Raw genomic sequence first — 25,534 nt, 5'->3', positions numbered from 1 at the left:
TAATCAATGTATTGTGGAAAATTAACTATTCAATTTCAATTTTTTCGATTTTAGTTTTTCGCTTAATGCTAAAGGTTGAACCTATAGAAGCACATATAATGCAGAAAAGCGCAATCCACTGGGTCATAGTCAAATTCTCATTAAGGAAGATAATGCCCGATAATGCACCCAATGCAGGTTCAAGGCTCATTAACGTCCCAAACGTTTTGGCAGGTAAACGGGTAAGGGCAATCATTTCCAATGTGTAAGGAAAGGCTGTTGATAAAATCGCTATCCCAAATGCGATAGGTAGTAGTGAAACATCAAACAGTATTTCGGGGCCAGTCTGTATTAATCCGACTGGGAAGAAAATTAAGGCAGCGATTAGCGAGCCAATGGAAACTGTTGCCGCGCCATAGCCTGCTCCAGCACGTTGCCCGAAGATAATATAAAGTGCCCAGAAAACACCAGCCCCGAGTGCATATAAAATACCAATGGGATCAAGTGCGCTGGCACTATCTCCGATAGGCAATAAAAATCCTAGCCCAGCGATGACCAAAGCTATCCAGAGAAAATCCAATGGGCGTCTGGAGGAAAACATTGCCACAGCCAAAGGCCCTGTAAATTCAAGTGCGACAGCAATACCAAGGGGAATACGGGAAAGTGCCATATAAAACAGGTAATTCATCGCCCCGAGTGAGATGCCATAGGCAAAAAGGGGGATCAGCGAATTTCGCTGAAATTTCAGACGCCATGGTTTGAAAATCAGAAATAGAATAATCGTTCCTAATGCAAGTCTCAGCGCTGTTACTCCAGGAGCACCAATGACATGAAATACTGTTTTAGCCAGTGAAGCCCCGGCCTGAATAGATGTCATTGACAGTAACAATAAAATCACAGGAAGCAGTGGAAAAGATGCTGCCCGATGTTCGGAAAGAGACATTTACAGAAAACCTCAGTTACAACGTATTATTTAAGAAGAATCATCTTCGCAGTGAAAGAGAGATAACTCAACTCTATTATCAATTGAATAGGCATTAAGTTATCGCATAATCAGAAATAAAAAAAACAATAATGGAATTTATCCATAGGAGCGATTACGGTGAAAAATCCTTCTGAAAAAAATAAAATTGTAAAGAGTATTGCGGTTTATTGCGGTTCAAACCTTGGTATATCAGAAAGTTATAGGGAAACTGCGGTATCTTTTTCGAAAGAGCTGGTTAAACGTGGAATTACTTTAGTTTATGGCGGTGCTAGTGTGGGGATCATGGGAACGGTGGTGGACACTGTTTTGAAGGAAGGGGGAAAAGTGATTGGTGTGATCCCGACATTATTGGAAGAGCGTGAAATTTCCCATAAAAATTTATCTGAATTGCATGTGGTAGAAACCATGCATCAGCGTAAAAGTAAAATGATTGAGCTGGCAGAAGGTTTTGTGGCTTTACCCGGCGGTTTTGGCACTTTGGAAGAGTTTAGTGAAGTTTTTACTTGGAGTATGATTGGACTGAATAATAAGCCTTGCGGTATCCTCAATATTAATCATTTTTATGACCCTTTAATTTCAATGATTGATAAAATGGCTGATGAGCAATTCTTACAGGAAAAATATCGTCATATGGCTATTATTGAACAAGATCCCGTTTTATTGCTTGATCGTTTTAATGATTACCCGGTTCCTTCGGTAAAAACGTACAGTAAGTAAATTTTAAATTCAGGAGGGTGACATGATAATAAGAAATGGGTCTATGCAAGATGTTGAGGCTATTTTATCGCTTTATAGTATGTTATTCAAAGAAATGGCTCTATTGCAGCCAGATAGGATGAAATCGTCCGAACAAGATAGAGATTTTATTATTTCCTGTGTGAGTGATGATAAGTTTCATTTACTCGTTGCAGAAAATGAAAATACAGAAATTAAAGGATTCTCCATTGCACAAGAGAAAAAAACGCTTCCCTTTAACTGCCTTATCCCCAGAACCTACGGTTATGTTATTGATTTGATCGTCAGCCCGGATGTCAGAAGTTTAGGTATTGGCCAGAAATTATTGGCTGAAATGAAAAGGTGGGCGCAAGAAAATTATTATTCGCATCTGGAACTGACTGTATTATCTAAAAATGTTGATGCAATCCGTTTTTATGAAAGGGAAGGATATCAAGAAATCAGTAAAACGATGGCGATTGCTTTGTAAATGATAAATCGGTTATTAAAACCATCAGAATGTACTTACTATCCAAAGAATTAACTGATATTTCATTCTTATCTTGAAGAGAGATGAACGCATTCTGGCGATACTTTTTTCTTGTTATGGCATAATATGCGGCTATCGTTTTTTAACTCCCTTTTATTTTAAGAGCAAAAGTTGTGTTAAGTACAAACAACATCACCATGCAGTTTGGCAGCAAGCCACTGTTTGAAAATATTTCTGTCAAATTCGGCAACGGCAATCGTTATGGTTTAATCGGTGCGAATGGGGCAGGTAAATCGACTTTCATGAAAATTCTGGGCGGCGATTTAACACCGAGTTCCGGTAATGTCAGCCTTGATCCTAATGAGCGCTTGGGTAAGTTGCGTCAGGATCAGTTTGCTTTCGAAGAGTATACCGTTCTGGATACGGTCATTATGGGGCACACGGAACTGTGGAAAGTCAAGCAGGAACGTGACCGCATTTATGCTATGGCAGAAATGAGCGAAGAAGATGGTTATCGTGTTGCCGATCTGGAAGTCGCTTATGGTGAAATGGATGGTTACAGCGCCGAAGCCCGTGCCGGTGAATTGCTGCTGGGCGTGGGTATTCCTGTAGAACAACACTATGGTTTGATGAGTGCCGTGGCTCCGGGTTGGAAATTGCGTGTATTGTTGGCACAGGCGCTGTTTTCTAACCCTGACGTTCTGCTGCTCGATGAGCCAACCAACAACCTGGATATTGATACTATCCGTTGGTTGGAACAAGTGCTCAATGACCGTAATAGCACCATGATCATTATTTCCCATGACCGCCATTTCCTGAATACCGTTTGTACTCACATGGCGGATTTGGATTATGGCGCACTGCGCCTGTTCCCGGGTAATTATGATGAGTACATGACAGCCGCCACACAGGCTCGTGAGCGCCTGATGGCAGACAATGCGAAGAAAAAAGCGCAGATTGCTGAATTGCAGTCATTCGTCAGCCGTTTCAGTGCCAATGCTTCTAAATCCAAACAGGCGACTTCCCGCGCCCGTCAGATTGATAAGATCCAGCTATCGGAAGTAAAGGCTTCCAGCCGTCAGAATCCTTATATCCGCTTTGAGCAGGATAAAAAACTGTTCCGTAATGCATTAGAATTGGAAAGTTTGACTAAGGGTTACGATAACGGGCCACTATTCAAAAATCTGAATCTGCTGATGGAAGTCGGCGAAAAGATGGCAGTCATTGGTGAAAACGGTATCGGTAAAACGACATTCCTGAAAACACTGATTGGCGACGAACAACCGAATAGCGGTACGATTAAATGGTCTGAAAACAGCACCATTGGCTATTACGCACAGGATCATGCCAGTGATTTTGATTGCGACATGACGGTTTTCGAATGGATGAGCCAATGGAAGCGTGAAGGTGATGATGAACAGGCCGTGCGCGGTATTCTGGGGCGCTTGCTGTTTGGTCAGGATGATATCAAGAAGAAAGTTGGCGTACTTTCAGGTGGTGAACAAGGCCGGATGTTGTTTGGTAAGCTGATGATGCACAGGCCTAACATTCTGGTGATGGATGAACCCACTAACCACTTGGATATGGAATCCATCGAATCGTTGAACCTTGCGCTGGAACTTTACGAAGGAACCCTGATTTTCGTTTCCCATGACCGTGCATTCGTCGGTTCATTGGCCAGCCGTATTCTGGAAATTAAATCTGATAAGGTTGTTGATTTTAAAGGTACTTATGATGAGTATCTGAGCAGTCAGGGTATTGCTCAGTAACTTTGCCTGATGGTAATAGCCCCGTAAGATTAACGGGGCTATCGTTATAGTTTCTGACAAACTTCACACTGAGGATCTTTAGGCAATGTTATTTCACGAAACTGCGTTGTCATAGCATCGAATAGTAATACTTTGCCACAACTTACTTTCCCGTATTGAGTCAATAATTTAATGGCTTCCATTGCCTGCAAACAACCAATGGTTCCGACTAATGGCGCCATTACGCCTGCTTCAACGCATGTCAGGTTATTTTCACCGAATAACCGACTCAGGCAACGATAGCAAGGTTCTTCGGGTTGGTATGTAAAAACAGAAAGTTGGCCTTCCATTCGAATCGCTGCGCCGGAAACCAGGGGTATTTTGTGTGGATAACACAGCCGGTTGAGTTGTTCACGAACAGCAACGTTATCTGTGCAATCAAGTACAATGTGATGCTGGTTTATCAGTTCATCCAATGCAGGATCATCTAATAATCCTTCAATGGGATGAAGGGTGACATGAGGATTGATTTCCCGCAGGGTCAATGCCGCGGAATGCACTTTGGGCATACCAATACGTTCATCGCGATGGAGAATTTGCCTTTGCAGATTGGACAGGGAAACCGTATCAAAATCCAACAGAGTGACTGTTCCTACACCAGCCGCAGTAAGATATTGGGAAGCCGCGCAACCGAGGCCTCCCGCACCAACTATCAGCACCTTGGCAGATTTCAATCTCTCCTGCCTGTCGAAATCGAAACCACGTAAGACAATTTGTCGGTTATAACGTAAGGTTTCTTCATCGGTCAGTTCAATAGTCATTTTTTATCTTATTGATTTTTTAGCAGATGGTTGAAAAATTCAATGTGTACTGTTTCGCCGGCAGCAACGTGCCCACGTTCCCGTTCCAAGACAATAAAACAGTTGCCAAGGCTATATGAACTAAAGATATGGGAACCTTGATGTCCTGTAGTTTGTACTTCTAATTCGCCATTTTCATTAATGGCAGCAATACCGCGTTGGAAATCCAATCTCCCGGGGGATTTTTTCAGTGACGTTATTGTTTTGGCTGTGAGGCGCATCGGTGATTGCCATGTGGTAAAGCCGGATAAACGGGCAATCAGCGGTTGTACCAGCTGGTAAAACGTTAGTACAGCAGAGACAGGGTTGCCCGGCAAACCACAGAACCACGTATTTTCTAGCTTGCCAAATGCGAAAGGCTTACCGGGTTTTATGGCAAGTTTCCAGAAGCTGACTTTTCCGACTTCATCTAAAATTTGTTTGGTGTAATCCGCTTCACCCACGGAAACTCCGCCGCTGCTGATCACTAGATCTGCTTGTTTAGCCGCTTCGATAAAGGCTTGGCGCAATGTATCAGGATTATCGCGGATCACACCTAGATCAATAACTTCACAGTCTAGTTTTTCCAACATCAGGCGAATGGCAAATCGGTTGGTATCGTAAATCTGGCCTGTCTGCAATGGTTCTCCTATGGCTTGTAATTCATCACCGGTAGAGAAAATGGCAACTTTCAGCTTACGGATCACTTCCACTTTTGCGATACCCAGTGAAGCAATCAGCGGTAATTGCGCAGTGGAGAGTCTGAAGCCTTTGGAAAATACGACTGCATTTTGAGTGATATCTTCCCCAATGGTACGAATATTTTGCCCCTGTTTTACCGGATGAGTGAACCGAATACCCGTTTCAGTGACCTCAGCCTGTTCCTGCATCACTACGGCATCAGCGCCAGAGGGCATAGGGGCACCAGTCATAATGCGAATGCAGCTACCAGTCGGCCATTCTCCCTGAAACGGTACACCAGCCAGCGCTTTACCTGCCACTGGCAAAGTTTGGTTTTCATTAAAATCCGCAAGACGAATGGCGTAACCATCCATTGCTGAGTTATCAAATGGGGGAACATTGATGGGGGAAATGATATCGGTGGCGGTAATGCGACCAGTAGATTCGGTCAGATTAATGGTTTCTGTGGAAGTCAGGGGAACGGTTTGTGCCAGTAATTTTTCGAGTGCCTGTTCAAGTGAAATTAAGCCTGAGGTATGACAGTGATCCATGAGGAACTCCCTATATGCCGCAATTGTGAATATCACCGATGGCGGACAAGCGTTTATTCTTGTATTGCCAGCATTATGGCAAAGATTACCTTGATGGAGAATGACGGGAAATGTCTGTTAATAAAAGATGTATATTATATTCATGATTTGCTATAACTGCATCATTTCCAATAAAAGCAACTGATTTTATTGCTATTTAATTACTATGAGAAATCAAATCATCACACCTCGTGAACGTCATTATCAATCTTTTCAGATTGCATTAAGCGGTTTTCTTGCTCTGGTTGTTGCAATGGGAATAGGCCGTTTCACTTTTACCCCACAAGTTCCGCTGATGATTGCCGAATCCCAACTTACATTAACGGGAGCAGGAATTGTTGCGGCATTCAATTACCTTGGTTATTTGGCTGGCTCCTATGATGCGATGCGGGCGCAGCGTTTTGTGGAATACCGTTTATGGAGTGGGTTATGGGGAGCAGTGATTATCACACTGCTTTCCGCATTATTGGATGGACCTGTATTGCACAGTATTGCCCGTTTTTTTATTGGTTGGGCAAGTGGCTGGACGTTGGTACTGGTGGCGGCGTGGACGAATGAGGCGTTGGGGAAGCTGAATCGTCCCGGATTAAGTGCTGCCGTTTTCTCGGGGCCGGGGATAGGGATCTTTATCAGTGGTGTTCTGGCGATGGGAGTTCAATCTTGGCAAATGAGCGCAGCCACTGCATGGATGTTATACGGTATTTTTGCTCTGTTGCTCAGTATTTATGTTAGCCGTCACCTTCCTCGCCGTGGAGAGTTGCATCGACCGCAGACCGCCATCCAAAAACTCACGCTGACACCTGAAATCAAGCGATTAGTATGGAGTTATAGTTTGGCTGGATTTGGTTATATCCTGCCTGCAACATTCCTTTCCCAAATAGCAGCAGAACGTTTCCCTGATAGTTTGTTTGCCCAATTTGTCTGGCCAATATTTGGTGGCGCTTCTGTCATTGGCATTATTCTGGGTATTTTGATGCGCAATGTATCAACTGCCCAAGTTCGCTTGGCGGCTGTATTATGGCTTCAGGCATTAGGTATTTTGATGACGGAAATATTACCGGGCATCGCTGGGCTGATGATGGGTTCATTGTTGGTAGGTGGCGGATTTATGTGTGTTGTGCAACTGGCTTTGCAGTATGGGCGTGAATTGGCTCCAGATCATGCACGTTACATGGCGGGGTTGCTGACCACAGGCTATGCGTTGGGGCAATTGGTTGGGCCGATGTTGTCAGCCATTTCGACCTGGCTGATTGGTAAACTGGAACCTGCTCTTTACATCGCATTTATTGGTTTGGTCGTTGCCGGGTTACTGGTATTTTATCGCAGCAATATTCGTCGTGACCTATCCTGAGTTGGCGCATTGGTTACGTACAGGTATAGTTATACGCAGATACGATGTGAGCAAATACCGAGTAGTGTTACATCTCACTGATATCTGATTAAAATAAGCGTTTCGATTACCCGTCAAGTGACGGAAGGTATTACTCTTGGAGAAACTGATGTCATCCCTAAGTACAGAAGCCGCGCTGGTGCATTCGGCACTGGTCGCCCGTGGTCTTGAAACTCCTCTGCGTGAACAAACTCTGGAGCCAGAGGTGCGTAAGGTACGCATTGAGGAACATATGGCAGAAATTATGAAACTGTTAAATCTCGATTTGAGTGATGACAGTTTGGCGGATACACCGGGCCGTATCGCAAAAATGTATGTGGATGAGATATTTTCAGGACTCGACTATCATAACTTCCCGAAAATTACGTTGATAGAAAACAAAATGAAAGTGGATGAGATGGTAACAGTCCGTGATATTACATTGACCAGCACTTGTGAACACCATTTTGTGACCATTGATGGCAAAGCAACAGTTGCGTATATCCCTAAGGATAAAGTGATTGGATTGTCGAAAATTAACCGCATTGTTCAGTTTTTTGCTCAACGCCCGCAAGTGCAGGAACGTTTGACACAGCAGATCCTGATTGCGTTGCAAACGTTGCTTGGTACCTGCAATGTTGCCATTTCTATAGATGCTGTCCATTACTGTGTGAAAGCACGTGGTATCCGTGATGCGACCAGTACCACGACAACGACGTCTCTGGGGGGGTTATTTAAGTCAAGCCAGAATACTCGGCAGGAATTCCTGCGCGCAGTACGTCATCTGCATTTGTCATGATGAATTTTTATTATCATGGAGCATAGTTGCAAGGAAGTCATAAATCAGAGAATTGAGGTCATTGATAGTATGCGTGGTTTTGCCATTTTGGGGATATTGTTGTTGAATATTACCAGCTTTGCTTTGCCATATGCCGCTTATATGAATCTGTTTTATAAAGATTCTGTCTCATTCTCTGATGTGGTTACATGGTCTACTTTGAGTATTTTTACTCAGGGAAAGTTTCTGTTCATCTTGACGTTATTATTTGGAGCCTCACTTGAACTGCTTCGGCAACGGGAACGTAACTGGAATATTTCCAGATTACTAATTTTAGCGGCGATTGGCTTACTGCACGGCATTTTGCTATGGGATGGCGATATCTTGTTGTCATATGGCATTGTTGGCTTGCTGACATGGCACTTTATCAATACTCGTCAAAAGTTATTCAGTACCGGAGCGACTTTTTACTTGTTCGGCGTAATGATGTTTTATCTTCTGGGGCTGTTTCCTGTGGGAGAGAATAATTCATTCTGGATGCCAACACTGGAAGATATTTTTCATGAAACTTTCTGGAAAACTCATGGCGGACTCTTGGCCATGGAGTACCGGATCCGCCAAATAAGTGGCGCAATGATAGTGGTCATTGTGCAATATGGCTGGCAAATAATCGGGGTCATGCTTTGGGGTGCAATGTTATTGCGTAATGGCTGGTTGAAAGGTGAGTTTAGCCACAAACATTATCGTCATCTGGCATTATGTCTAATCCCTGTTGGGATGACTATTCAATGTGCGGCTTTATCAATCCAGTATTTATATCCTTATAGTTATTTTGCGTCGTGGACTATCCGCTACACTATCACTGAATTGGCAACACCCTTGTTAGCTTTTGCTTATATCGCGTTGATTTATGGATTTTGGCCTGCCATTTCACGTTGGAGAGTCACTTTTTGGTTACGGCAAGTGGGAAAAATGGCATTAAGTAGCTACTTGTTGCAAACTCTGGTCTGTACCACGCTTTTTTATCGCTTTGAATTATTTGGTCAGTTTACTCGTTTGGAACTAATGGCGTTTGTGCCATTTATCTGGGCATTGAACATCTGGTTTGCTTGCTGGTGGTTAAAACGTTACTCTCAAGGGCCGTTGGAGCAGCTTTGGCGTTGTCTGACGGCGAAACTGGCGTAATTTCAGGTAAACATTGTGTGATGAAGTTTAAATGTAGAGCCTGTTTAACTGGCTCTACATTTATTATTCCTCGCGAGATTTTTTTTCTAGTTTTTGTAATTCATCTGGTGATACGGCAGGATAACCTTGAATTCCTGCTGGTACGGCATGTGGTGCCGGAATTGGCATTAACGGGCCTAAAAAACGCGGTTCACGTTTTAAAATATACAGGTCTGTCAAAGCACCGAGGCGTGCTAATACTTCTCTGAGACGAATAGTCATCATATTTTTAGGGGACGGTACAGCATAACACTGTGCCTCTATACCAAAATGCATGGCGATAAACAGAGCCCGTTCACAATGGAATCGCTGGGTGATAATCGTAAAATCATCGGTATCAAATACCTTGCGAGTTCTGACAATTGAATCCAGAGTTCTGAAACCAGCAAAATCCATCACAATGTTACTGGCTGGGATTCCTGCTTTGAGCAAATCTTTCCGCATCGTAATCGGTTCATTATAATTATGCTGTGCATTATCCCCGCTTAATAGCAGATATTTAATTTTTCCACTATTGTAAGCGTTAACCGCGCCTTGAATACGGTAGAAGTAGTATTGGTTATATGTACCTCTTTTATAATATTTGGATGTGCCGAGCACCATACCGACATCCCGCTCAGGAAGTTGCCTGAGATCATCAAAAATGTAAGGAGCAGTTTTCCAGCTAATCCAACGATCAAGCATAATTGCTGTCAGCATAAGGACAGCAATGATAAAAATCAGACCAGTAATCAAGCGCTTCCACATGATTTTCGTTTGCCTTATATGTACTTATGGGTCAATAGATTAAAGGCTACTTTACTTGAAATACCGAAGCAAGTTTTCGGTGAGATAGGTTTTTGGGTGGAATAAGCGTAATTTCATTTGAATAGCAGAAAAAATCATGAATTGTCTGTCTGGAAGCATTTACGATGAGTTTATGGTAATAATTATGGATAGTTCTGTAAAAAAGCCTGTCAGAATGGCGGCAGGCTTTTTAAGGGTATTATCAGAATGAAGTGCGTTTATAAATGCGATATTCTGGTTTCCAGAAATTGCGTTCAATCGCTTCATCCAAGGCATCTTCTGATGTAACAATCGCCACACCTTGAATTTGGGCTTTTTTCGCTACTTCTTTGGCTATTTTGCGGGAAACTTCTTGAATATCATCAATCGGTGGCAGCAATGGACCTGAACCTGTTTGTGCCAGCGGTGAACAATCCGCCAATGCGCGGCTGGATGCCATCAGCATATCATCCGTAACACGTTTGGCTCCTGAAGCAATAACACCCAAGCCGATTCCCGGGAAAATATAGGAATTGTTACATTGCACGATTGGGTATTCCTGACCGTGATATTGTACGGGGGCAAATGGGCTGCCAGTCGCGACCAGTGCTTTGCCGTCAGTCCAGTTAATAATGTCTTCAGGACGGGCTTCCACAAGCGATGTCGGGTTAGACAGCGGCATCACGATTGGACGTTCGCAATGTTTATGCATCTCACGGATGATATCTTCGGTGAATAAACCGGATTGACCGGAAACACCGATCAAGACTGTAGGTTTCGCGTTGCGAACCACATCCATCAGTGAGAGGGAATCATTGCTGACATCCCATGATTGCAATGCTGAATTTTTCTGTACCAATATACTCTGGAAATCCAGCAGGTTTGGCTGTTTATCAGTCAGCAGACCAAAACGATCAACCATGAATACACGGGCCCGGGCCTGTTCATCACTCAATCCTTCGGATTTCATCTGAGCAACTATCTGTTCTGCAATACCACAGCCAGCGGAACCTGCACCGAGGAATGTCACAGTTTGATCTTTCAACTGACGACCGGCAGCACGACTGGCGGCAATCAAGCTACCAAGGGCAACGGCTGCGGTGCCTTGGATATCATCGTTGAAGCAACAAAGCTCATCACGATAACGGGTCAGCAGCGGCATGGCGTTGTTCTGGGCAAAATCTTCAAATTGCAGCAGCACATTAGGCCAGCGGCGTTTCACAGCCTGAATGAACTCATCTACGAATTCATCATATTCTTTGCCGGTAATGCGCGGATGGCGCCAGCCCATGTACAGCGGGTCATTCAGGCGTTGCGGGTTATTAGTACCTACATCCAGCACAACTGGCAGGGTGTACGCTGGGCTGATCCCACCACAGGAGGTATACAACGACAGCTTACCGATAGGAATACCCATGCCCCCGATACCCTGATCACCCAAACCAAGAATACGCTCTCCATCGGTGACAACGATAACTTTAACATTTTGCTTGGTGGCATTTTGCAGCATATCATCAATGTAGGCTCTGTTTGGATAGGAAATAAACAGACCACGTGCGCGGCGATATATATCAGAAAAGTGTTCACACGCTTCACCTACGGTTGGTGTGTAGATAATAGGCATCATTTCGCTGAGATGGGCGTCAAGGAGCCGATAGAACAGCGTTTCGTTGGTGTCCTGAATATTCCTTAAATAAATGTGTTTATCGGAGTCATTCTTGAAATCGCGATATTGACGGTAGGCGCGTTCGGCCTGCTCTTCTATTGTTTCAACGGTTTGTGGCAATAAGCCATGCAAGTTGAAATTGCTGCGTTCTTCTTCCGTGAAAGCACTGCCTTTGTTCAGTAGAGGGAATTCCAATAAAATCGGGCCAGCGTAGGGAATATAAAGAGGACGTTTACTTTCGTGTTCCAGTTCCATGATGCTTACTCTTTGGACTAATCAATCAATAACAAAATCGGCTATAGATCCTAAGAAGATAAAAAAAATAAGTACAGTAAATGTTACTTAAATATGATTATCATGAGCAAAAATGAGAGATAACATACAGAATTGGCTAATTAAATGTTATTTAATTCTTTCAATTTGCCCCTCTTGGAAGTAATGGAGAGGATAAATCGCCATTTTGTTAACTTACTCTTATTTCATTTCAAAAGGTATGCCGTTCCACTTTAGTACAACCCAAAGCAGTTAATGTGGACTTTGTAGCGTTCCACTGTGATAACTGACTGTTTTCACCTTCAACCAGCATAGCCCGTTCGATGGACTGACAATCACCACCCGACATATTCATAAATATCAAAGCAGCCTGTAATGGTGGCAAACTCGGATTGAATGCAGCATTTTCCGCATAACGGCCAGTATAAATTTTCCCTTGGTTATCTTGTAATGCTATACCGGCATGGGATTGGCTGTAAGGCGCGTGGCTGCGGTTCGCAGCATCTAATGCGGCTTGCACTAAATTGTCATGGGTAGCCAACTGATGGTCATGGTTAACTGTATCCAACAGCAGTGGGGTATCAGCTAAATCACGCGGACCAAAGGCTTCAGGCAGGTAATCGGCCAAAGTTAATGGTGGGCGATCAGGTAAGTGAATTTCTAATTGTGTTCCACTGTTCAATTCATTCATAAATTGTCGGCAGTGACCACAAGGTGAATAGTTGATAGTGATGGAAGCCAGTTTTTTTTCGCCATGAAGCCAAGCGTGGGTTATTGCTGATTGCTCTGCATGAACGGTTTGCTGCAATGGCACTCCCGGAAATTCCATATTGGCGCCAAAATAGAGATTACCACTTTCTCCCCGTGCAACTGCACCGACATAAAAATGAGAAATAGGAGCAATAGAGCAGGCAGCAGCTAATGGCAATAAGGCAAATGCCAAAGCGTGATCATCAAAGCCACTGTTCCGCTTGATGGACTCAACCTGCTCCGTTGTCAGCATGGCTGGAAAATCGTCACTTCCGATATAAGGCAACAAAGCTTGTTGCAGTTTAGGGGTGATTTCTGACCAAATAGCGTTAAAACGAGCTTGCATAGAATGATCTCCAAATTAATTGAAGGACATTCTAGGATGTCTGTTTAGGTTTGTAATGTGATAACAACCATAAAATCAATGAAATTTGTGCAATAAAGCTATTATTATAGCAATACAAATCAAATTGTTATGATTTTTATTAATTCTTTCACTTTTTTATTACGGTTTGATAACTATTTAGATGAAAATCATTTGTAGAATAATCAACTAAATAAGTGAAGCAGTATCGGGAATAAAAAAGGTGCAATCAGTGAAGTAATAATGCCGCAGGTCATCAGGGCCAGTGAACTGTATGCACCTTCAGTATGATCTACCTCAGCACAGCGGGCGGTTCCTACGGCATGAGCTGCTGTACCCATAGCCAATCCTCGGGAAACCTTCGTTTTTATTTTAAGAAGATTAAATAGGTTATGACCGAAGATAGAACCTAAAATACCCACCATGATCACACAAGCGGCGCTGATGGCAGGAATCCCACCGATGGAATTGGCTACCGCCATAGCGATAGGGGTTGTCACAGATTTAGGCAGAATTGAGGCTGCGATTTCAGGTGTTGCACCTGCCCATAATGCTATAGCTGTACCGGTTACCATTGCGACAATACAGCCGATAAAACAAATGGTAATGATTGATTTCCACTGAGTACGGATTTGGTGCAGTTGTTCATAAAGAGGAAAAGCAAGAGCGACTACGGCTGGTTGCAGCAAATCGTTTAATATCCGGCTGCCTGCAAAATAGTGCTCATATGATGTATGTGTCATCAAGAGCAAAGGAATGATAATGGTTATTGATATCAATAAGGGATTAAATATAGGAAGTTTTAATCGTATAGACAGTCTTTTGGCTAGATAAAATACAAGTAGTGTTAATGGCAGTGACCACCAGATATAGCTCAACATTTTTCTTTCTCTTCAAGTTGTTGTGATGTAGTAGTTGCTTCTTGTTTGGAACCAATAATGATGCGTTCGCGATGGATATAGTGGGAACTGTAAGCAACGGCAATCATGACAATCACTGTACTGACGACACAGGAAAGAACGATTGGGAACATTTGTTGGCTGAGTTGTGGGTAATAATTCATGATCCCCACCCCAATAGGCAAAAAGAGTAATGTCATGTTCTTCATCAACAGACTACAACTTGGCTTCACCCAATGTGGGGGAATAATTTGGAATGCCAGTAAACCGAAAAGGATAAGTAAACCAATAATACTACCGGGAAGAGAGAAAGGAAGGAATGCTGAAATGATATTCCCCGCGATCAAGCACAAATAGAGCAGTGCGAATGCGCGCAGATATTGCCAGCCTATCATCAGCATGTTTTGGAAAGACATAATCGATAATTCCTCAATATAGGGAGAGTTCATCATACGATTAACTTTCTAAATGTGCCATACATCACATAAAAAAGCGGGCTTTTTTTAGCCCGCTTTACTATCTTTACAACAATAATGTTGTCTGGTAATAATTAATATTCTGTCAGTATATAGCGATTATTTAACCTGCATGCCTGGTTGTGCGCCGCTGTCCGGGCTTAACAGGAAAATTTCTTTTCCGCCGGAGCCTGCTGCCATTACCATGCCTTCTGAAATGCCAAAGCGCATTTTGCGTGGTGCGAGGTTGGCAACCATCACGGTCAAACGATTTTCTAACATTTTCGGATCAGGATAAGCAGAACGAATCCCAGAAAAAACCTGACGAGTTTCGCCCCCGATATCAAGGGATAATTTCAGCAATTTGTCTGAACCTTCGACAAAATCTGCCTGTTTGATCAATGCGATCCGCAGGTCAATCTTGGCAAAATCATCAAATGTGATGGTGTCCTGAATCGGATCATCTGCCAGCGGGCCTGTTACCGTTTTTTTAGGCTCGATGTTCTCTTTTGAATCAGCAACCATCGCTTCAATTTTAGCCATCTCGATGCGGTTAAAAAGAGCTTTGAATGGGGAAACGTCATGGCTCAGCAGAGGTTGACGGATACCATCCCAAGTCAGTTCTGTATTCAAGAATGCTTCTGTACGTGCGGACAAGCCCGGAAGGACGGGTTTCAGGTAAGTCATCAGCACACGGAACAAGTTAATTCCCATTGAACAGATAGCCTGAAGATCGGCGTCACGGCCTTCTTGTTTCGCTACAACCCACGGTGCTTGTTCATCAACATAGCGGTTAGCGAGGTCAGCCAGTGCCATGATTTCACGGATTGCCTTACCAAATTCGCGATTAGTGAAATCTTCTGCGATAACCTGTGCGGCATCAACAAACTTCTGGTACAACTCAGGATCAGCGAGTTGATCAGCCAGCTTGCCACCAAAGCGCTTATTAATGAAACCTGCATTGCGTGAGGCAAGATTCACTACTTTGTTAACGACATCACTGTTTACACGTTGAACAAAATCTTCCAGATTCAGGTCTATATCATCAATGCGGGAAGAAAGCTTAGCAGCGTAATAGTAACGTAGGCAGTCTGCATCAAGGTGTTTTAAATAGGTTTCGGCCTTGATAAAAGTCCCACGGGATTTAGACATCTTGGTGCCGTTAACGGTGATATAACCGTGAACAAACAGATTGGTTGGTTTACGGTAGTTGCTGCCTTCCAGCATTGCAGGCCAGAACAGACTGTGGAAATAAACAATGTCTTTGCCGATGAAATGATAGAGATCAGTCTTGGAGTCTTTCTCCCAGAATTCATCGAAATTCAGGTCACTCCGCTTGTCACACAGGTTCTTGAATGAACCCATATAACCAATTGGAGCGTCCAGCCAGACATAGAAATATTTGCCTGGTTGATCAGGGATCTCAAAACCGAAATACGGCGCATCACGGGTGATATCCCATTGTTGCAGACCTGAATCGAACCATTCCTGCATTTTGTTCGCTACTTGTTCCTGCAACGTGCCGGAACGAGTCCATTTTTGCAGCATGTCGCTGAATGCAGGCAGATCGAAGAAGAAATGCTCTGTCTTACGCATTTCTGGTGTTGCCCCAGAAACAACAGAACGCGGGTTGATCAATTCGGTTGGGGAATAAGTGGTTCCACAGACTTCACAGTTATCGCCATATTGGTCTTCTGCCTTACATTTTGGACAGGAACCTTTGACGAAACGGTCTGGCAGGAACATTCCTTTTTCTGGATCGTACAGTTGAGAAATCGTCCGGTTCTTGATGTAACCGTTCTTTTTCAGTTCCAGATAGATTTGGGATGCAAACGCTTTGTTCTCTTCACTGTGTGTAGAGTGATAATTATCATAACTGATAGCAAAGCCGGCAAAATCCTGCTGATGCTCTAGATTCACCTTGGCAATCATCTCTTCTGGTGAAACACCAGTTTGCTGGGCTTTCAGCATGATTGGCGTACCGTGGGCATCATCGGCACAGACAAAGTGAACCTCTTTGCCGCGCATTCGATGATAACGAACCCAAATATCAGCCTGAATATGTTCCAGAATATGACCGAGATGGATGGGACCGTTAGCATAAGGCAACGCACAGGTCACCAATAATTTGTTCGCGACTTGAGACATAGTTAGGATCTGACTTCCGTAAAAATGAAAAGGGTTTTTGATGTTACCTGATAAGGAGCGTTGTCGCTAGGGTAACGCAAGAACTTCGTTACTTTTACTTGTTGCCTTATCCGAAGTCGTTAGCTTCTGTTATGATGACCAAACAGTTTTATACCCGCCGTCTTTCAGGCTGCATTTTGAAATCCATTGGGTATAGATTGAAAAAAGATAAATCAAAAGGAGCCGGGATGAACTCACAATCCCCCGAGCAGACCAATCCTGACCTGCTGAAAGAACATGTTGCGAAAATACTGGCAACATTCAAACATCCAACATTAGAGCGGGATTTGATTGCTCTGAAAGCATTGCATCACTGCACTATATTGGATGGAACACTGCATATTGAATTAATGATGCCGTTTGTCTGGAAAAGGGCCTTTGAAGTTTTAAAGAAAGAAACGACGTTATCTCTACAAGCTGCGACGGGAGCAAAATCCGTTGACTGGCGACTGACCCACGATATCAGTACATTGCGCCGTGCCAATAATTTGCCGGGCGTTAATGGTGTGCGCAATATTGTGGCGGTGAGTTCAGGAAAAGGGGGGGTAGGGAAATCCAGTACGGCGGTGAATCTGGCACTGGCGCTGGCACAGGAAGGTGCGAAAGTTGGTATTCTGGATGCGGATATCTATGGGCCGTCCATCCCCAATATGCTCGGTACAGCCAAAGAACGGCCGACCTCTCCTGATGGTCAGCATATGGCACCGATTATGGTGCACGGCATGGCAACCAACTCCATCGGTTATCTCGTTACTGATGATAATGCAATGGTCTGGCGTGGCCCGATGGCGAGCAAGGCTTTGATGCAAATGTTGCAGGATACATTGTGGCCTGATCTGGATTATCTGGTGATTGATATGCCGCCTGGAACTGGGGATATTCAGTTAACGCTGTCCCAGAATATTCCGGTAACAGGGGCATTGGTTGTCACAACACCACAGGATATTGCCCTGATTGATGCGATGAAAGGCATCGTTATGTTCCAGAAAGTCAATGTACAGGTATTGGGTATTATTGAGAATATGAGCAGCCATATTTGCAGCAATTGTGGTCATCATGAGCCGATTTTTGGTACAGGCGGAGCAGAAAAACTGGCAGAAAAATATGATTGCCAATTATTGGGGCAGATCCCGCTGCATATCTCACTGCGTGAAGATCTTGATCGTGGTGAACCGACAGTAAGCAGCCAGCCTGATAGTGAATTTGCAGATATCTACCGTGAAATTGCAGCCAATATTTCTGCTCAGATGTATTGGATTGGTGAAAAAATTCCGACGGAAATTTCCTTCCGTGCAGTTTGATTTAAGTAATTGCATGAATAAACGCCGTTTTGTTAATGTTTCTTAATTTATACAGAACGGCGTTTTATTAATAGTCCTTAAATTATTAGCATATTTCATTTAGCATTCCTGAATATTTATGGAGAGCAAAGGTGATCTGCCGCTGGAATTGCATCTTTTCTATACCTTTCATCTTTCAAGTTTGGGATCAATTTTAGAAATAGCTTTCGTGGTCGTATTTGAAAACTCTTCTTAGAATTTTCTCTATTTAGAGCATGAAATTGCGGGATTTTTATGCGAAGTGTATTGAAAAAAACGAGACTTATCTTGTTTACTCTGGAATAGAAGTCATTAACTCCCTATAATCCGCCAAACATGGTGTATCGAATCCCATGTTCCCACTTTATTTTTTCTTTTTTAACCAGGTTATTTCTATCATGGCTGATGAAGCACATAAGTGTACAATTGTAGGTATTTCAGGTGCCTCTGCCTCAGGCAAAAGCCTTATTGCCAACACGCTTTATAGAGAATTACGTGCTCAGGTAGGTGATCACAATATCGGCGTTATTCCAGAAGATTGTTATTACAAAGATCAAAGCAATACTCCGATGGAAGAGCGTTATAAAGTCAATTACGATCATCCAAGTTCAATGGATCACAGTTTACTGTTCGAGCACCTTCAGGCACTGAAAGCCGGAAAATCCATTGAATTGCCGCAATATGACTATGCCGAACACACCCGCAAACCCGAATCCATCCATTTTGAACCGAAAAGAGTCATTATCCTTGAAGGTATTCTACTATTAACGGATAAGCGCTTGCGCCAGGAGCTGGATTTTTCCATTTTTGTCGATACACCACTGGATATCTGCCTGATGCGCCGTATCAAACGTGATGTAAATGAACGCGGACGTTCGCTGGATTCCGTCATAGAGCAATACAATAAAACTGTGCGCCCAATGTTCCTGCAATTCATCGAGCCATCAAAACAATATGCAGATATTATTGTTCCTCGCGGAGGGAAGAACCGCGTAGCTATTGATATCTTAAAAGCCAAGATTGGCCAATTTTACGAATAATATGCTGTTTGGTATTCATAAGTATTATCTTATTTGAGAGGACATAATGCGACTCTGTGACCGTGACATTATTAAATGGCTAGATGAAGGTAAACTGGTAATTACCCCACGCCCTCCTGTCGAACGCATTAATGGGGCAACTGCTGATGTCTGCCTTGGGAATCAGTTTCGTGTTTTTCGTGGTCATACTGCTGCCTATATCGACCTGAGTGGTCCTAAGGCTGAAGTCAATGCAGCGCTTGACCGTGTCATGAGCGATGAAATCACTTTGCCGGCTGGGGAAGCGTTTTTCCTTCATCCGGGTGAATTGGCTCTGGCGGTGACACTGGAATCTGTCACATTGCCTGATAACTTAGTTGGCTGGCTGGATGGACGTTCGTCTCTGGCGCGTCTTGGCCTGATGGTTCATGTGACGGCACACCGCATTGATCCGGGCTGGCAGGGGCAAATAGTCCTGGAATTCTATAATTCAGGCAAACTGCCTTTAGCTTTGCGTCCCGGCATGGTCATAGGTGCATTAAGTTTTGAACCGCTGTCAGGTTCTGCTGAGAGGCCTTATAACCGACGTCAGGATGCTAAATATAAAAATCAGCAAGGAGTTGTAGGCAGCCGAATCAGCGAGGATTAATCTTTTCTGGTAAAGCTTTCCGGTGACACTTTTTGGTGAAAAATAGTCATCTTGTGGACATGAGACTGGGGAAGTCATGAAAAGATTATTGACGACACTCGTTATTTTTTTTGTTGTTATTGTTGCTGGCTTAACTACGCTGGTCATGCTGGTTAATCCGAATGATTTTCGTGACTATATAGTTAAGCAGGTACAAAAAAAGAGTGGTTACCATCTCGTGCTGCAAGATGATCTGCGCTGGCATGTTTGGCCAAAATTGAGCATTCTGACTGGACAGATATCACTGACTGCTCAGAATGCTAAACAACCTGCTATTATTGCAGAAAACATGCGATTGGATGTGGAATTATTACCTCTGTTATCTCACCAACTTTCTGTTAACGAAGTGATGCTGAAAGGGGCTGTCTTGCGAATGACTCCGGATAGCCAACCTCAGAAGCGGACAGAAGCCCCCATTGCACCCGAAAGTGGTATTCATTATCCCATGGTTGCAAATGATCAGCCTTGGAAACTGGATATTGCCAAAATCAAAGTAGTTGATAGTTTACTGATTTGGCAAACCAAAGATCATTCTCAATTTAATGTCCGTGATATCAATTTACTGCTGGCACGCAGTGATAAAGATCACGTTAGTCTTGAAGTTAGCAGTAAAATCAATAAAAACCAGCAAGAACTGGCATTTGCACTTAATGCATCAGTGGATACTTCAGATTATCCGCAGCAGATATCGGCTGATATAAATTCCCTCGAATACCAGTTGCAGGGTGTCGGGCTGCCATCTGAAGGGATTAAAGGGACAGGCAGTGCTGTAGCCAAATATCAGGCGCGATCCGAATCACTTGCATTGCAAAAAATAGCGTTAACCGTGAATGGAGAGAGTGACCTGAAAGGGAATATTACTGCTGCCTTGAAAGATAAGCCGCAATATGTCATTCATCTGGCCTCTTCGAAGTTGAATCTGGATAATTTAATGGGCTGGGATACCTTGCCTAAAAACAGCCCACAGGCAAAACATGATTACCGAATCGAAAATAACTCATTAAAACCGGTAATTGCGACGTCAGTATCGCCCTTAACCAATTATGATCTTACGTTTTTGCAAGGATTTAATGCGAATATCTCGTTTACAGTAGGTAAATTCATTTATCAGGGTATGGATATTGATAATTTTGACCTGAAAGCTGTAAATAATGATGGCGTGACGGAAATTGAAAAATTAAACGGAGATGTGTTTAGTGGACATTTTACATTTCCGGGCACAATTGATGCCACGATAATACCTGCAAAATTACACATAAAACCACGCTTGCAGAAAATTGAATTGCAGCCTTTGTTAACCACATTGGCCCTGCCGACGGTATTCAGTGGTCAGCTTAATGTAGCTGGTGATTTGGTTGGTGAAGGTTATGATGAATACGCCATTTCCCATTACTGGCAAGGTGATTTGAATCTAGGGCTGAAAAATGTGCGTCTGGAAGGATTGAATATTCCTCAGCTTATTCAGCAATCTTTTTCACGAGTGACAGATCGAGTTGATCAACCGACAAATACAGATAGTTTTACTGAAGCGAGAAATATGTCGGTGACAGCGAAATTGGATCGCGGTGAAGTTAAAATTGATGAGCTTGCCGCAACTTCAGGTATGTTAAATATTCGTGGGCAGGGTAAAACGAATTTACTGAAGCAGAATGCCGATATGGCATTGTTGGTGCAATTAACAAACGGGTGGGGCAAGCAGAACGAATTTGTACGCCAGTTGGCGAAATTAAAAATTCCTTTGAGAGTTTATGGCAGCTGGGATAATTTGCAGTATACTCTGAATGTAGAATCTTTAATGCGCGATGAATTACAGCAAAAGGCCAAAAAATCAATCAAAGATTGGCTCGAAAGGCATAGTAGTAGTGAGGATCATAAAACGCTAAAGGATTTGCTGAATAAAAAATAGCTCTTATCATAGTATTTAAGGTTAACTTTTCTATTCCTTTATATACACAATGGATTTCAAGATGCAGCGCGACGGCAAGGGAATGACAAATTCGTCGGGAACGAATTTGCCCAGCCAAAGGCTGACCTCCGGTGAAAGGCAGGAGCCTTTCATTAATCCCCAAGAGCATAGCTAACTATGTGACTGATCTTATAAAATTTATGGGAATAAAAAAACCGACGTTATGCCGGTTTTTCATTAGATAATTAATTTTATAACTACGGATTATATTTCTGCTTCAACTTTCAGTGAGATGATCTTCACTTTATTGATGCGATGGCTGGTGATTTCCAGTGGTTCAAACAGGTAATCACCAATCTGTAGCTGCTCACCTTGTTGCGGAATATGTTGCAGATGTTCCATCAACAGGCCTGCAAGTGTCTGGTATTCGCGTTTTCCGTCCAATAGTAATGGTACGTAAAGAACTAAATCTTCCAGTGGCATAAACCCGTTGGCAACCCAATATCCCTCTTCCATGACTTGAATATCATGGCGGGCATCCAGCTCTCCGCTACCTACCGGCAAATTACCAGTAATTGTTTCCATCACGTCGGTTACCGTAACTACACCTTCAACAGAACCAAACTCATCAACGACAAAAGCAAAGTGTGTTTGGGCTTGACGGAACTGCTCCAGTGCTTGCAGCAAGGAGAGAGATTCCGGGAAAATCAGCGGTTGTTGCACTAATTGCCGTAAATCGAACATATTATGGGTCAGTTGCTGATTAAGGATATCGATCACATGCACAACGCCGAGAGGTTCATCGCTGGTTTGCTCATCAGTGACGACAATTCGTGTATGAGGTTTTTGTTCCAGCAGCGTGGTCAGTTTTTCGGCCGGAGCATGGACATCGAGATAAATAACATCATGGCGTGAAGTCATGATGCTACTGACGGTACGTTGTGCCATGCTGAGAACGCGGGCGATCATCTGACGCTCTTGAGGTTCAAAGACTTCTTTGTTATCCGAATCATCAGCAATCAGATCGGAAGTATGATTATCCAGTGCCGTGTTTTCACGTTTGCCATTTAAAATGTGCAGAACGGCCTCTGCGGTTCTTTCTCGCAGGGAGCGGGAAGCGCTCAAGAACTTGCGGCGATTGAACTGGGCGAATTGGTTCAGTGCTTCAATCATGATGGAGAAGCCGATGGCAGCATAAAGATAGCCTTTTGGAATATAATAACCAAAGCCTTCTGCAACCAAGCTGAAACCTATCATCAGTAAGAAGCTGAGACATAGGATAACGATCGTGGGGTGCGCATTGACGAATCTCGTCAGAGGCTTACTGGCCCATATCATCAGGATCATGGCAATGATAACAGCGGCAATCATGATACCAATATGATCGACCATACCCACGGCAGTAATGACGGAATCCAGAGAGAATACAGCATCCAAGACTATAATCTGCACAACAACAGGCCAGAAGCTAGCTCCTTTGCGTTGTTGATTGGTGTGCAGGTTTTTCCCTTCCAACCGTTCATTTAACTCCATTGTGGCCTTGAACAGCAAGAAAATACCCCCTATCAGCATAATTAAATCACGGGCGCTGAAAGAGTGCTCCCACAGGGTAGCCAATGGATTAGTCAGGGAAATGAGCCAGGATAGGCTGAATAACAGCAATATCCTCATGATAAGGGCGCAGGAAAGCCCTGTCAGGCGAGCTTTATCTCTCTGTTTTTCAGGAAGTTTGTCTGCCAGAATGGCAATAAATATTAAGTTGTCAATTCCGAGAACAATTTCTAAAACGATAAGTGTGGCCAAACCAGCCCATATCGTAGGATCAGCGATCCATTCCATACAATTTATTTTACCTTTTAATATGACGGCTTTTGCCGACCATTGAATAATGCGTATTGAAGTTCAAAATATCAATAGATGATTTATCTCAGTTGGAAATTTTTTCAGCGAAAGAACGTTACGACGGTATCGATTGCATCAATAACTACCTTCTATAGCCATTCCTGAGTTAACATGTGATCTCATTAACAAATTGTCCACTCTGTTTTGTTGTATACGGAATGTGTTACATATGGCACAAAGTTACATATGAAATATAGCGTGACGTACTGCATCTTGGGTGGACAGCAGTCATTATTAGACGGGAGTTATTCATGTCCAAACAACAGATCGGTGTTGTCGGTATGGCGGTAATGGGGCGCAACCTGGCGTTGAATATTGAAAGCCGTGGTTATTCTGTATCTATTTTCAACCGCTCCAGCGATAAAACTGATGAAGTTATTGCTGAAAATCCAGGGAAAAAATTAGTTCCAAGTTATTCCATTGAAGAGTTTGTCGATTCGCTGGAAAAGCCACGTCGTATTCTGTTGATGGTTAAGGCAGGTGAAGCTACGGATAAAACCATCGCATCACTGACGCCACATTTGGATAAGGGTGACATTCTGATTGATGGTGGCAACACCTATTTTCAAGACACTATCCGTCGTAATCGTGAATTGTCTGCTCAGGGCTTTAATTTTATCGGTACGGGTGTTTCCGGTGGTGAAGAAGGTGCGTTGAAAGGCCCTTCAATAATGCCTGGCGGCCAGAAAGAAGCTTATGAACTGGTAGCGCCAATTCTGAAAGAGATCGCTGCTCAGGTTGATGGTGAGCCTTGTGTTACTTATATCGGGGCTGATGGTGCAGGGCACTATGTGAAAATGGTTCACAATGGTATTGAGTATGGTGATATGCAACTGATTGCGGAAGCCTATTCCCTGCTGAAAAATTCATTGAACCTGAGTAATCAGGAACTGGCTGAAGTATTCAGCGACTGGAACCAGGGTGAACTGAGTAGCTATCTGATTGAAATTACTTCTGATATCTTCCATAAGCAAGATGAAGAAGGTAAGTATCTGGTTGACGTGATTCTGGATGAAGCTGCCAATAAAGGTACGGGTAAATGGACTAGTCAAAGCTCTTTGGATCTGGGCGTTCCTGTGACATTGATCACCGAATCCGTATTTGCACGTTATATTTCTTCGCTGAAAGATCAGCGCGTGGCTGCATCTAAAGTTCTGTCAGGCCCGGAAGCTCAGCCATTTAATGGTAATAAAGCAGAATTTATCGAGAAAGTTCGTCGTGCCCTGTACCTGGGTAAGATTGTTTCTTACGCACAAGGTTTCCAGCAGTTAAAAGCAGCATCGGATGAATATAACTGGGATCTGAACTACGGTGAAATTGCTAAGATCTTCCGCGCGGGTTGTATCATTCGTGCGCAATTCTTGCAAAAAATCACAGATGCATATAATGAAACCCCGGCTATCGCTAACTTGCTGTTAGCCCCTTACTTTAAACAAATCGCAGATGAATATCAGCAAGCTTTGCGTGATGTTGTTTCTTATGGCGTGCAGAATGGGATTCCAACTCCAACATTCTCTGCTGCTATTTCTTATTATGACAGTTATCGTTCAGCCGTATTGCCTGCCAATTTGATTCAGGCACAGCGCGATTACTTTGGTGCGCATACTTACAAACGTACTGATAAAGAAGGCGTCTTCCACACTGAATGGTTGGGTTAATCATTAGGTGTTTTAATTTAACATTGAATGATTAAAAATAAGGTGCTGATTTTTCAGCACCTTATTGTTAGATAAAAGTGCTAATTTGAAGGTGTCCACTTGATTAATTTCTGTGCACACATTTCTAGCCAGTGCTCTAGGTCTGCATCATAACTGTAAAGAAGAACAGCGATACTGAGAGTAGCAAGACCGAATATTACCAGAACAAAAATATTATTCATATAATAATTCGCCTATTTTCATCTGGTTAAATTATAGCAAAATGTAAACTTTATTTAAGTTAACC

21 protein-coding genes are annotated in these 25,534 nt (G+C 43.2%); 11 read left to right on the top strand and 10 right to left on the bottom strand.

Annotation, left to right across the window (positions count from 1 at the left end):
• Positions 1–25: 25 nt before the first annotated feature.
• Positions 26–922 carry a threonine/homoserine exporter RhtA gene (rhtA, locus tag AACQ81_RS08800; protein ID WP_237385328.1) on the bottom strand — a complete coding sequence of 299 codons (897 nt, stop codon included), beginning with the start codon at positions 920–922 and terminating at the stop codon, positions 26–28.
• A 159-nt stretch (positions 923–1,081) separates the two neighbouring features.
• Between rhtA and AACQ81_RS08795 the strand changes: the two genes are divergently transcribed.
• The 3 genes from AACQ81_RS08795 (at position 1,082) to AACQ81_RS08785 (ending at position 3,937) form a co-directional block, all read left to right on the top strand.
• Positions 1,082–1,681 (top strand): LOG family protein, encoded by a 600-nt coding sequence (locus AACQ81_RS08795; protein ID WP_445285865.1) that lies wholly within the window; start codon positions 1,082–1,084, stop codon positions 1,679–1,681.
• A 22-nt stretch (positions 1,682–1,703) separates the two neighbouring features.
• The gene (locus tag AACQ81_RS08790; protein WP_237385327.1) at positions 1,704–2,168 is read left to right on the top strand and encodes a GNAT family N-acetyltransferase; all 465 of its coding nucleotides are present in this window, start codon (positions 1,704–1,706) and stop codon (positions 2,166–2,168) included.
• 173 nt (positions 2,169–2,341) lie between these two features.
• A complete protein-coding gene (locus AACQ81_RS08785) occupies positions 2,342–3,937 on the top strand; it encodes an ABC-F family ATPase (protein WP_237385326.1) in 1,596 nt (531 codons plus the stop codon).
• 44 nt (positions 3,938–3,981) lie between these two features.
• On the opposite strand, the gene moeB is transcribed toward AACQ81_RS08785, so the two are convergent.
• Together moeB and moeA are read right to left on the bottom strand one after the other, a co-directional pair.
• Positions 3,982–4,737: a molybdopterin-synthase adenylyltransferase MoeB gene (gene moeB, locus AACQ81_RS08780; protein ID WP_237385325.1), complete on the bottom strand. Its 756-nt coding sequence runs from the start codon at positions 4,735–4,737 to the stop codon at positions 3,982–3,984.
• An 8-nt stretch (positions 4,738–4,745) separates the two neighbouring features.
• Positions 4,746–5,987, bottom strand: a complete 1,242-nt coding sequence (gene moeA / locus AACQ81_RS08775) for a molybdopterin molybdotransferase MoeA (protein ID WP_237385324.1) — start codon at positions 5,985–5,987, stop codon at positions 4,746–4,748.
• A 205-nt stretch (positions 5,988–6,192) separates the two neighbouring features.
• Here moeA and AACQ81_RS08770 point away from each other — a divergent pair, with 205 nt between their 5' ends.
• From AACQ81_RS08770 to yeiB, 3 genes are all read left to right on the top strand, one after another.
• Positions 6,193–7,377, top strand: coding sequence for a YbfB/YjiJ family MFS transporter (locus AACQ81_RS08770; RefSeq protein WP_237385323.1), 1,185 nt, complete (start codon positions 6,193–6,195; stop codon positions 7,375–7,377).
• Between the two features lie 148 nt (positions 7,378–7,525).
• On the top strand, positions 7,526–8,194 hold the full coding sequence (gene folE, locus AACQ81_RS08765; RefSeq protein WP_237385322.1) for a GTP cyclohydrolase I FolE: 669 nt from the start codon (positions 7,526–7,528) through the stop codon (positions 8,192–8,194).
• A gap of 15 nt (positions 8,195–8,209) precedes the next feature.
• A complete protein-coding gene (yeiB, locus tag AACQ81_RS08760) occupies positions 8,210–9,358 on the top strand; it encodes a DUF418 domain-containing protein YeiB (protein WP_272902957.1) in 1,149 nt (382 codons plus the stop codon).
• 63 nt (positions 9,359–9,421) lie between these two features.
• Here the strand turns inward: yeiB and sanA are convergent, their stop codons facing one another.
• The 6 genes from sanA to metG all read right to left on the bottom strand — a co-directional run bounded on the left by sanA (position 9,422) and on the right by metG (position 16,717).
• Positions 9,422–10,144 (bottom strand): outer membrane permeability protein SanA, encoded by a 723-nt coding sequence (gene sanA, locus AACQ81_RS08755; protein WP_237385320.1) that lies wholly within the window; start codon positions 10,142–10,144, stop codon positions 9,422–9,424.
• Positions 10,145–10,385: 241 nt separating this feature from the next.
• The gene (locus AACQ81_RS08750; protein WP_237385319.1) at positions 10,386–12,083 is read right to left on the bottom strand and encodes an NAD-dependent malic enzyme; all 1,698 of its coding nucleotides are present in this window, start codon (positions 12,081–12,083) and stop codon (positions 10,386–10,388) included.
• Positions 12,084–12,312: 229 nt separating this feature from the next.
• Complete coding sequence (cdd, locus tag AACQ81_RS08745) at positions 12,313–13,197, bottom strand: cytidine deaminase (RefSeq protein WP_237385318.1); 885 nt, start codon at positions 13,195–13,197, stop codon at positions 12,313–12,315.
• 203 nt (positions 13,198–13,400) lie between these two features.
• Positions 13,401–14,096 (bottom strand): CidB/LrgB family autolysis modulator, encoded by a 696-nt coding sequence (locus AACQ81_RS08740; RefSeq protein ID WP_237385317.1) that lies wholly within the window; start codon positions 14,094–14,096, stop codon positions 13,401–13,403.
• The gene (locus AACQ81_RS08735; RefSeq protein WP_237385316.1) at positions 14,090–14,530 is read right to left on the bottom strand and encodes a CidA/LrgA family protein; all 441 of its coding nucleotides are present in this window, start codon (positions 14,528–14,530) and stop codon (positions 14,090–14,092) included. The genes AACQ81_RS08740 and AACQ81_RS08735 overlap by 7 nt, the downstream gene beginning before the upstream one ends.
• A 159-nt stretch (positions 14,531–14,689) precedes the next feature.
• Positions 14,690–16,717 carry a methionine--tRNA ligase gene (gene metG / locus AACQ81_RS08730; protein ID WP_237385315.1) on the bottom strand — a complete coding sequence of 676 codons (2,028 nt, stop codon included), beginning with the start codon at positions 16,715–16,717 and terminating at the stop codon, positions 14,690–14,692.
• 227 nt (positions 16,718–16,944) lie between these two features.
• Between metG and apbC the strand changes: the two genes are divergently transcribed.
• From apbC to asmA, 4 genes are all read left to right on the top strand, one after another.
• Positions 16,945–18,057, top strand: a complete 1,113-nt coding sequence (gene apbC, locus AACQ81_RS08725; protein ID WP_237385314.1) for an iron-sulfur cluster carrier protein ApbC — start codon at positions 16,945–16,947, stop codon at positions 18,055–18,057.
• Positions 18,058–18,473: 416 nt separating this feature from the next.
• Positions 18,474–19,115 (top strand): uridine kinase, encoded by a 642-nt coding sequence (gene udk, locus AACQ81_RS08720; protein ID WP_237385313.1) that lies wholly within the window; start codon positions 18,474–18,476, stop codon positions 19,113–19,115.
• A 46-nt stretch (positions 19,116–19,161) separates the two neighbouring features.
• Positions 19,162–19,743 carry a dCTP deaminase gene (dcd, locus tag AACQ81_RS08715; RefSeq protein ID WP_237385312.1) on the top strand — a complete coding sequence of 194 codons (582 nt, stop codon included), beginning with the start codon at positions 19,162–19,164 and terminating at the stop codon, positions 19,741–19,743.
• 76 nt (positions 19,744–19,819) lie between these two features.
• On the top strand, positions 19,820–21,688 hold the full coding sequence (gene asmA, locus AACQ81_RS08710) for an outer membrane assembly protein AsmA (protein WP_237385311.1): 1,869 nt from the start codon (positions 19,820–19,822) through the stop codon (positions 21,686–21,688).
• A 264-nt stretch (positions 21,689–21,952) separates the two neighbouring features.
• Here asmA and AACQ81_RS08705 read toward each other — a convergent pair whose 3' ends face one another.
• Positions 21,953–23,527 carry a TerC family protein gene (locus AACQ81_RS08705; RefSeq protein ID WP_237385310.1) on the bottom strand — a complete coding sequence of 525 codons (1,575 nt, stop codon included), beginning with the start codon at positions 23,525–23,527 and terminating at the stop codon, positions 21,953–21,955.
• A 314-nt stretch (positions 23,528–23,841) separates the two neighbouring features.
• Here AACQ81_RS08705 and gndA point away from each other — a divergent pair, with 314 nt between their 5' ends.
• Positions 23,842–25,248 carry an NADP-dependent phosphogluconate dehydrogenase gene (gndA, locus tag AACQ81_RS08700; protein WP_237385309.1) on the top strand — a complete coding sequence of 469 codons (1,407 nt, stop codon included), beginning with the start codon at positions 23,842–23,844 and terminating at the stop codon, positions 25,246–25,248.
• Positions 25,249–25,534: the final 286 nt, after the last annotated feature.

Origin of the sequence: Xenorhabdus sp. Sc-CR9 (assembly GCF_963897815.1) — a bacterium.
Classification (GTDB): domain Bacteria; phylum Pseudomonadota; class Gammaproteobacteria; order Enterobacterales; family Enterobacteriaceae; genus Xenorhabdus.
The sequence above is the reverse complement of the archived record's forward strand: the minus strand, read 5'-3'. Positions and strand labels throughout refer to the sequence as shown.

Coding starts and splice junctions, on each gene's coding strand:
- AACQ81_RS08705 (WP_237385310.1), bottom strand. CDS start 23,527: ATGGAATGGATCGCTGATCCTACGATATGGGCTGGTTTGGCCACACTT.
- folE (WP_237385322.1), top strand. CDS start 7,526: ATGTCATCCCTAAGTACAGAAGCCGCGCTGGTGCATTCGGCACTGGTC.
- AACQ81_RS08740 (WP_237385317.1), bottom strand. CDS start 14,096: ATGTTGAGCTATATCTGGTGGTCACTGCCATTAACACTACTTGTATTT.
- asmA (WP_237385311.1), top strand. CDS start 19,820: ATGAAAAGATTATTGACGACACTCGTTATTTTTTTTGTTGTTATTGTT.
- yeiB (WP_272902957.1), top strand. CDS start 8,210: ATGGAGCATAGTTGCAAGGAAGTCATAAATCAGAGAATTGAGGTCATT.
- AACQ81_RS08750 (WP_237385319.1), bottom strand. CDS start 12,083: ATGGAACTGGAACACGAAAGTAAACGTCCTCTTTATATTCCCTACGCT.
- sanA (WP_237385320.1), bottom strand. CDS start 10,144: ATGTGGAAGCGCTTGATTACTGGTCTGATTTTTATCATTGCTGTCCTT.
- udk (WP_237385313.1), top strand. CDS start 18,474: ATGGCTGATGAAGCACATAAGTGTACAATTGTAGGTATTTCAGGTGCC.
- apbC (WP_237385314.1), top strand. CDS start 16,945: ATGAACTCACAATCCCCCGAGCAGACCAATCCTGACCTGCTGAAAGAA.
- AACQ81_RS08790 (WP_237385327.1), top strand. CDS start 1,704: ATGATAATAAGAAATGGGTCTATGCAAGATGTTGAGGCTATTTTATCG.
- moeB (WP_237385325.1), bottom strand. CDS start 4,737: ATGACTATTGAACTGACCGATGAAGAAACCTTACGTTATAACCGACAA.
- cdd (WP_237385318.1), bottom strand. CDS start 13,197: ATGCAAGCTCGTTTTAACGCTATTTGGTCAGAAATCACCCCTAAACTG.
- moeA (WP_237385324.1), bottom strand. CDS start 5,987: ATGGATCACTGTCATACCTCAGGCTTAATTTCACTTGAACAGGCACTC.
- dcd (WP_237385312.1), top strand. CDS start 19,162: ATGCGACTCTGTGACCGTGACATTATTAAATGGCTAGATGAAGGTAAA.
- AACQ81_RS08770 (WP_237385323.1), top strand. CDS start 6,193: ATGAGAAATCAAATCATCACACCTCGTGAACGTCATTATCAATCTTTT.
- metG (WP_237385315.1), bottom strand. CDS start 16,717: ATGTCTCAAGTCGCGAACAAATTATTGGTGACCTGTGCGTTGCCTTAT.
- rhtA (WP_237385328.1), bottom strand. CDS start 922: ATGTCTCTTTCCGAACATCGGGCAGCATCTTTTCCACTGCTTCCTGTG.
- AACQ81_RS08735 (WP_237385316.1), bottom strand. CDS start 14,530: ATGTCTTTCCAAAACATGCTGATGATAGGCTGGCAATATCTGCGCGCA.
- gndA (WP_237385309.1), top strand. CDS start 23,842: ATGTCCAAACAACAGATCGGTGTTGTCGGTATGGCGGTAATGGGGCGC.